General features: G+C 45.9%; 8 protein-coding genes and 1 pseudogene. 4 read left to right on the forward strand and 5 right to left on the reverse strand.

Annotation, left to right across the window (positions count from 1 at the left end; translation table 11 throughout):
* Positions 1-328 (forward strand): annotated as a pseudogene (locus IM319_RS06505) (Uma2 family endonuclease); the annotation flags it as partial.
* A gap of 6 nt (positions 329-334) precedes the next feature.
* Here IM319_RS06505 and rpsF read toward each other — a convergent pair.
* Positions 335-724 (reverse strand): 30S ribosomal protein S6, encoded by a 390-nt coding sequence (gene rpsF / locus IM319_RS06510; RefSeq protein ID WP_287735057.1) that lies wholly within the window; start codon positions 722-724, stop codon positions 335-337.
* Between the two features lie 145 nt (positions 725-869).
* On the opposite strand from rpsF, the gene IM319_RS06515 reads away from it, so the two are divergent.
* Entirely contained in the window at positions 870-1,652 is a 783-nt protein-coding gene (locus IM319_RS06515; protein ID WP_287685754.1) for a fumarylacetoacetate hydrolase family protein, read from the forward strand.
* Here IM319_RS06515 and tpiA read toward each other — a convergent pair.
* Positions 1,649-2,374 carry a triose-phosphate isomerase gene (gene tpiA / locus IM319_RS06520; protein WP_286824696.1) on the reverse strand — a complete coding sequence of 242 codons (726 nt, stop codon included), beginning with the start codon at positions 2,372-2,374 and terminating at the stop codon, positions 1,649-1,651. The two genes, IM319_RS06515 and tpiA, sit on opposite strands and share 4 nt — an antisense overlap.
* A gap of 377 nt (positions 2,375-2,751) precedes the next feature.
* Between tpiA and IM319_RS06525 the strand changes: the two genes are divergently transcribed.
* Positions 2,752-3,516, forward strand: a complete 765-nt coding sequence (locus IM319_RS06525; protein ID WP_287674396.1) for a metallophosphoesterase family protein — start codon at positions 2,752-2,754, stop codon at positions 3,514-3,516.
* On the opposite strand, the gene IM319_RS06530 is transcribed toward IM319_RS06525, so the two are convergent.
* From IM319_RS06530 to pgl, 3 genes are all read right to left on the reverse strand, one after another.
* Positions 3,435-4,682: a site-2 protease family protein gene (locus tag IM319_RS06530; protein ID WP_287735058.1), complete on the reverse strand. Its 1,248-nt coding sequence runs from the start codon at positions 4,680-4,682 to the stop codon at positions 3,435-3,437. The genes IM319_RS06525 and IM319_RS06530 overlap by 82 nt on opposite strands.
* Before the next feature lie 108 nt (positions 4,683-4,790).
* The gene (locus IM319_RS06535; RefSeq protein ID WP_287735059.1) at positions 4,791-5,435 is read right to left on the reverse strand and encodes an FHA domain-containing protein; all 645 of its coding nucleotides are present in this window, start codon (positions 5,433-5,435) and stop codon (positions 4,791-4,793) included.
* 158 nt (positions 5,436-5,593) lie between these two features.
* Complete coding sequence (gene pgl, locus IM319_RS06540; protein WP_286824700.1) at positions 5,594-6,316, reverse strand: 6-phosphogluconolactonase; 723 nt, start codon at positions 6,314-6,316, stop codon at positions 5,594-5,596.
* 324 nt (positions 6,317-6,640) lie between these two features.
* Here pgl and IM319_RS06545 point away from each other — a divergent pair, with 324 nt between their 5' ends.
* A complete protein-coding gene (locus IM319_RS06545) occupies positions 6,641-7,435 on the forward strand; it encodes an HpsJ family protein (protein WP_287735060.1) in 795 nt (264 codons plus the stop codon).
* Positions 7,436-8,137: the final 702 nt, after the last annotated feature.

Below are 8,137 nucleotides of genomic sequence, written 5' to 3' on the forward strand. Positions count from 1 at the left end.
AATGCTCAAAAAGCAGTCTTTCTATCGGGAGCATGGGGTATTAGAAATGTTTTTCTATGACCCAGACTCCCATGATTTCTGGGGATTGGTGCGGGCCAATCAGCAAGAGGATTTTTTCCCGGTAACGGCCTTGAATTTTCCCTGGACTTCCCCAATCCTAGGCATTCGCTTTGAGATGTTTGAAGAGGGTTTAGAGGTCTTTTATCCCAATGGGGAACGATTTAAAGACCCTGAAACCCTCTTTGAGGAACGCGACCAAGCACAACAAGAACGCGATCGCGCTTTTGCCCGATTACGGGAATTGGGCATTGATCCGACCGAGTTGTGACTATAATTAATCTTCAGCGGAGATACCGTCATCTTCCACCACCGCTTCGGTGATAGGAGAGGGCGGAATTTCCGTTAAGGGAGATAAATCGGCAGGGGGGGCCACCACGCGATCGAGTTTTAGGGTTAAATAACGAATAACCTCATCACTTAAACGCATGGCCCGTTCCATGGGGGCGACTTGTTTGCCGGTTGCCTGATAATTCATCTGCACATAGACACCATCATTGAGTTTTTTGATGGGATAGGCCAGACGTTTTTTACCCCACACCTTAACTTGAATGTCTGTGGCGCTGTGTTCGCCAATCAGAGTCCGATAACGTTCCACTTGTTGCTGAACGACTTCTTCCCCTAAATCGGGACGGAGAATGTAAAGAGTTTCGTAGTTATTGCTCATCTCAGAATCCTTATGGACTAGAAGGCTTCTTTGTCAAGGCCAGGAGTTAATTGATTTTCATAACTCTCTAGCTTTTAATAAAGAAGCAAGGATATATGATCATACTACTATCCGAGAGTCGATCGCTAGTCATTCCCAGAAAAATATGGCGCAACGCTATGTACGAGTGAAACATCGTCAAGGACAAATCTTCTACGGACTGTTACAGCTAAACCGTAGCGTTGCCGTCTTTGATGCCCCTCCCTGGCAAGGAGGGCAACTAACCAAACTAGAATTAGAATCTGATAGCTACCAACTATTAGCCCCCTGTTTCCCGTCGAAAATTATTGCCGTGGGCAAAAATTACCGCGCCCACGCCGCCGAGATGGGAACACCTGTACCAGAAGAACCGCTTTTATTTCTCAAGCCACCGACGACAATTATTGCCGATGGTGAACCGATTTTTTATCCGCCCCAATCCCAAAGAGTGGATTATGAGGGAGAATTGGCATTAATTATCGGAGAAACCGCCAAAAACTGCACCACAGCCCAGGCCAGAAGCAAAATCTGGGGTTATACCATTGCTAACGATGTCACCGCTAGGGATTTACAGAAAAAAGATAGCCAATGGACGCGGGCGAAAGGATTTGACAGTTTTTGTCCCCTCGGCCCTTGGATTGTCCGGGAATTGAGTATCGGGGCCCAATTAACCACTTTTCTCAATGATGGCAGCGAACCCAAACAAAGCAGTTATCTCAGTGATATGGTTTTTCCCCCCGATGTCTTGGTGGCTTATATCTCCCAAGTGATGACCCTGCTGCCGGGGGATGTGATTTTAACGGGAACTCCCGAAGGAATCGGAGCGATGCAGGTGGGGGATAAGGTTCGGGTGGAAATAGAAGGCATCGGGGTTTTGGAAAATAGCGTCATGGCAGCAGAAATCAATTAGCGATAATTAACAATGCGGGCGAATACGGCGGGGTCTAGACTCGCCCCACCGACTAAAGCCCCGTTTATCTGCGATTGAGCCATAATTTCATCGATATTATCGGGTTTTACCGAACCACCGTACTGAATGGTTACTTCGGGATTATCTAATTGTTGCCGAATCAAACCGATAACGCGGTTCGCTTCCTCGCTTTCGCAGGTTTCCCCCGTGCCAATCGCCCAGATGGGTTCGTAGGCGATAACGAGGTTTTTTTGGTCAACATTGACTAAACCTGCTTGAATTTGCTTGATAATTACCTTTTCTGTTTCTCCGGCATCTCTTTGGGCTTTACTTTCTCCCACACAGATAATCGGGATTAAACCTTGTTTTTGGGCAGATATAACCCTTAAATTGACGGTTTCATCGGTTTCGCCGAAATATTGCCGGCGTTCACTGTGACCGATAACCACATAGTGAACCCCAATTTCGGTTAACATATCCGCCGAGATTTCGCCCGTATAAGCCCCCGATTTTTCCCAGTGGACATTTTGCGCCCCCAGACGGATACGACCACCGTGGAGGGTTTTAGAGAGGACAGCTAAAGCGGTGAAAGGCGCGCAAAGAACTACTTCTCGGTCGTCGGGGGTTTCCTCTAGATGGGATTTAAAATCTTGCAAAAACTCCAAAGCTTCTCTTTGGGTTTTGTACATTTTCCAGTTACCTGCAATAACAACTTTCGGCACAGCTTAATTAATTTAGTAGATTTGATAATTTATGGTACATTTTACTGTAAGCCTTTTTGTTACCCTAAGCAAGATCACCGATAATCGCTGTTTGTCGTGAACAGATTTCTTTAATACTTTTACCTGTACCTAGGGCTGGCTGAATAAATCTAAAAACTTTGTTGGATAAGGCTTTTAGACTTTTTTTCCCTCAAAAAGTGCCGACCATTGGAGTGATCGGGGGTAAAATTCCGGGACTTTTTCCCTGAAAATTAGGTAACTGACTACCTCAAAATCGGTAAAACCCTACACCCTACACCCTACACCCCACACCCTGCCCCCACGAAAAACTTTTTGCCGCAGACCCTACCTATGCCCTAGTCCCCTACCAAATCCTCATGCGAACCTTAGCGATCGGCGATATTCATGGTTGCTCGAAAGCTCTAGATCACTTGCTAGAGATCGTCAATCCCAAACCGCAAGATACTTTAATCACCCTCGGTGATTACGTTAATAAGGGCAGAGACTCGAAAGGGGTGATCGATCGCTTGATTTCCCTACATAAACAGGGAAATTTGATTCCCCTCAAAGGTAATCACGAGATTATTATGCTGCAAGCCCGTCATAACCCCCTCAAACAGCGTCTCTGGTTAGAAAAAGGCGGTAAAGCCACGCTAAAATCCTATAGCGAAGGCCACCTGATTAAAATTCCTGAATCTCACTGGGATTTTTTAGGAAAAGTCTGTATAAATAGCTACGAAACTGCAAATCATTTATTTGTTCACGCTGGTCTCGATCCCCATCTACCCCTGGCCAGACAACCAGAATACAAACTCTTTTGGGAGAAATTTCAAGATCCAGCCGCCCATAGTTCGGGAAAAACCATGATTTGTGGTCATACCAGCCAAAAAAGCGGTAAACCGATTAATCTCGGCCATGCCATTTGTATCGATACTTGGGCCTACGGTAAAGGCTGGTTAAGTTGTTTAGATGTGGAAACGGGGAAATTGTGGCAGGTTAACCAGGGAGGAAATTTTCGGATTAGCCATATTCAAGATTATTATCGTCCATCCTCTCTACGTCAGGACATTAAGGACGGTTCGCCGATTTTTGGCGGTTCACTCTTGTCAAGAGCGGCAGCAATGACATTTAAGGGCAAATAACTGGGATAAACTCCCTCGCGAGCGCGTTTAATATCCGTTTCCTCTAGGGGAAGTTGGTATTTAATCGCAATTGCCTTGAGGATATCGGCGCGATCGATCACTCCCGCTACGGCGGAGGCTGGTGTTAACACCGTGATCATTCGGTCCGGGATGGTTTCCAATTTCTGCACCACCGTCACTAAGGGGGTTTTTTCCTCAACATTGGGAATTTCTGCGAGGGGATGGGCAATATCAAGCAGTTGTTTTTCTGACCAGAAACTCCGCTCGATCGCCTGTAAATCTTCCACCCGAATTAATCCCCGATAACGTCCCTCGGACGCAGCAAAATAAGCAGTATTGGCGGCTGCTTGGTCTAAAACGTATTCTTGGGCGAATTCCTCTAGGGTTTGATGGGCGTTTAAAACCCGCCAATTTCTGCTCATCACCTCTCCCGCTGTGAAATTGAGGAGACTTTGCTGTAAATTAGTCAAATTATCGTAGGCGCGGGCATTTCTGAGGATAAACCAGCCTATTAATCCTAACCAAGCACCCCCCACAGCTGCCGTCAAGAGAACCAAGAAAATCCCCAAAATAATCCCCAACCAACCGATTAATTGACCACTGATCGCAGCCCAATGTAAACCTTTCCAGCGATCGCCAGTTGCTTGCCAGACGATTGCTTTGAAAATTTGACCCCCATCGAGGGGTAAACCGGGGATAAGATTAAATAGAGCCAAAAACAGGTTAATTATCGCTAAATGCCCGCATATATAGGTTAAATTAGCGTTTAAATAGGGTAAGTGACTGGCTAGGGATAAGAGACAAAACAGGAGAAAACTGACGAGGGGTCCAGCGATCGCTACTTGCAGGGCCTGGGGAGGAGTCCGAGATTCTCGATCGATCGAGGCCATACCTCCAAAGAGAAACAGGGTAATGGAATTGACCTGGATGCCTTGGGAACGAGCCATGAAACTATGACCTAATTCGTGGAGTAAAACCGAGATAAACAGCAATAAAGCCATGATTAAACCAAGTAACCACGCTAAAACAGAACTCTGGGCGGCCAGAGACTGAATTTCTGCATCAGTGGCATTGAGCAGGGTGACAAAAGCCAGAATCAAAAACCACGAGGAATCAATATAGATAGGAATGCCCAATAAAGAGCCGATTCGCCAATTTGTACGCATAATTTTCAGTGGGGAAGTGGGGAAATGGGGAAATGGGGAAATGGGGAAATGGGGAAATTCAACTAAAACCCTAACCCCTAACCCCTAACCCCTAACACCTGTCCCCTTTTAGGACATTTGGAAAATAAAAGTCATTTTGTCCCCTTTACCGAGGGAAATGCGATCGCCAGCCCGGAGACGATGACGATTGCCGGGGGGTAGGGGGTTGTGATTAACGTAGGTTCCGTTAGCGCTGCCGCTGTCTTCGAGGTAATAGATGCCCGCTTCGACGCGGATATCGGCATGAACCCGGGAGACGATATCAGAATCGGGAAAACCGGAAACATCGATATCGGGGGGAATGCGATCGTTAGGTTTGCCGATATGAATTACCGATAGATGTAGGGGTAATTCAATTTTGCTATCGGTTTGCAGGTGCTGCAGACTAGCTATTTCCGTCTGTAAGCGGGTGGCAGCCGGAACTGGTGGAGGAGCAACAGGAGGAGGTGCGATCGAGGCGACGGTGGGTGTAGGGACTGGTGGGACGGGTTCCGGTTCCGGTTCCGGTTCCGGTTCGGCCTCGGCCTCGGCTGCCACCATGGCAAGGGAATTAGGCTGTAAATTGTAGCCACACTGACCGCAAAAGGTGGCATCAGTTTGGATGGTTGCCCCACAACTAGGACAGGAAGACATCCGCGGCAGGGGAGTGTAACAGGCCTCGCATTGACTGGCCTCATCGGGGTTAGTATGTTCGCAATTAGGACAAACGATCATTGTTTAAGGAAAAAGGAAAAAGTTAAAAAGCAGATTAGGGGTTCGGTTTTAGGGTGTTAGGGTTTTGGGGTTTTATGGTGTTGGGGTGTTGGGGTGTTAGGGTTTTAGTTGAAATTCCCCCATTTCCTCATTCCCCCATTTCCCCATTCCCCTATTCTCTAGACAAAAGAGGAACCAGCGGCCGCATCGAGTAACCAATATAATTCCCCGGCCGGGGGGTGGATGAGACGAGAAGGATAGGAGAAAGAGTCACCATAGGCAGAGAAAATCTCATGTAGAGCGGGGCGTTTACTTTCGCCGGCAGCGATAAAGATCACACAACGGGCCTGATTGATCAGGGGAACGGTAAAAGTTAAGCGGGGATTGCCGTCTTTCTCGCCGACGGTGATACAGCGATCGCTCACCGTTAAAGCTGCCGTGTGGGGAAAGAGAGAGGCGGTGTGACCATCATCGCCCATTCCCAATAAAATCAGGTCAAAAACGGGAAAATCGGGAGAATTGACCCCAAACCATTGGCGGAGATGATCATCGTATTTTTGGGCGGCCAGCTGGGGATCGGGGTCATCCGTGGGCATAGGATGAATATTAGCGGCCGGGATCGGTATGCGATCGAGCCATGCTAACCGGGCCATGCGTTGATTACTGTCAGGATGCTTGGGACTAACGTAGCGCTCATCTCCCCAGAAAACGTGAATTTTTGACCAGTCGAGGGGTTGAGAGGATAAAGCCTCGTAGAGAGGTTTCGGGGTACTACCGCCGGACAGAGCGATCGTAAAATAGTCCTGTTGGTCGAGGCTGGTTGTGATTTTTTCCAGAACCAGCGCCAGAGATTTTGCGATCAGAGCTTGTTTATCAGCTAAAACTTCCACCAATTTCTGCATGGGTTTTGTTATCAACTCAGGGGGCTGTCTTTACTATAGGCTAACCATTCAGGACTCATCTGAGAGCTTGGGAAAATTTTATTCTTTGAAAGGGATTAAGTTTACCGATACCATATTGAGGTAATATTTCTAGAGTCGATTCTCGAAAGGGGTTGACAAGCAGAACAATTTAACCATAGTGTTGGGCAGGAGGTCGAGCAAGAGTTAATTAGAAATTGCAGTTTGTCAGAGTGCCTCTCGGCAAAATCCTTCTGGGAACCCCCAGCGAGAACTTTTAAACAGACTAATGAATCTATTCATTGACATACCATTACAGAAACAGCGATGAACAGTTTTACTTCTTTGTCCCTGAAATTAACGGGATTGGTTTTCATTATTTCCTTCCTTTTGGATGGGTTTATCCTGCCGCTGCCCTATCGATTCAGTCAATCCCAATGGCAGGTAGGGTTCGTCACCACCTTTGTCGATCGAGGAATTGTTCCTCTCCTGGGTATCGTTATCGTTTTAATCGCTTACTGGATTGACTCTAACAATAAAAAAGATGTCATTCCTAGAAAATCCCGCTTTGAATTGCGTTGGCCGATTTTTATTCTTTCCACACTGTTGGGTTTAGTTTTTCTGTTGATGATTCCTGTTCATATCAATAATATCAACCAGATTAAAAACAACGCTTTGACTCAAATTGAACAGGGTGTTGATCAAGGGGAGGGACAAATTCAAGCTTTCTTAGCCCAGTTAAATACTCTATCGCAAAATCCCCAACTATTAGAACAGGAGATCTCTCAGAGAAATCAAGTAATTGAAACTGGTCGTTTCCAAGGACAACCGATCAACACGGAACAGTTACAGACCCTACGTCAACAAAGAGAACAATTAACTAATTTACGGGATTTATCCAAAAAACCGAAGGAGTTTAAACAGCGATTAGATGAGATCAAAAATCAGCTACAAACTCAGCTGCAAGAGCGGCGAAAACAGGCAGAAAGCCAAGCTAACTTAGAGGCTTTGAAACAGTGGTTAAGAATTGGTATTCAAAGTATGTTGCTATCGATTTGCTATAGTTTGATCGGTTGGTTAGGCATTCGAGAACTAGGTAGTATGAAAAAACCCACCGCCTAAGAAGGGGGTTTATCTTAATGATGAAGTATAAAGTTTTCGTTTTCGGGAGTCAGAATTCTCCGAGTCAGGAGACGAGCGCACACAAGAGCATACTTCATCCTTATGATCAAATCTGTAACTACTTAAATATTCAGCCACAGGGTATCATTTGCTGATGCCCTTTTATTTATTAAACCTCTTGCATAATTAATTTTTGGTGGTTCAAAAACGTCTTATAAGCTGTTCGTAATTTAAATTGCTTGGGCCAGACGAGGCACTCTTGCACTCATGCAAGAGGCAAAGGGCAACACCCCCCAACCCTAGTAGGGCTGTTTCATTCTCCGAATCTAATTCTTTTTTTTGCTACCTTTAATCGCTTATGCGGTAAGCAAAGCACGACGTTTTTAAAAATTTTCAGCTATTTATTCCGAGAAATCGACTTAAAACGTTGGCAGATAAGGATTTGAGATAATGACATTTGAGAGAATGAAACGACCCTAAAGAGGGGGGGAGATTCGGCTAATCTAAGAATAAGCGGTTTAAATACGTCTTAGCTTAATACTAAATCCTGTTTAAAAGGCATAGTGGGACTTAAACAAATTTCAAGCCCAAACAAAGCCTAAACTGGCTTTGTAAGCGGCAAACACATCCCGATTCTCGGTCAGCCACTCAAAGAAACGGAAAGACATCGCTGTCCGAAAAGCTTCCAAGGCTTCCACAAAA

It is taken from the genome of Microcystis sp. M113S1, assembly GCF_020246945.1.
Lineage (GTDB): Bacteria > Cyanobacteriota > Cyanobacteriia > Cyanobacteriales > Microcystaceae > Microcystis.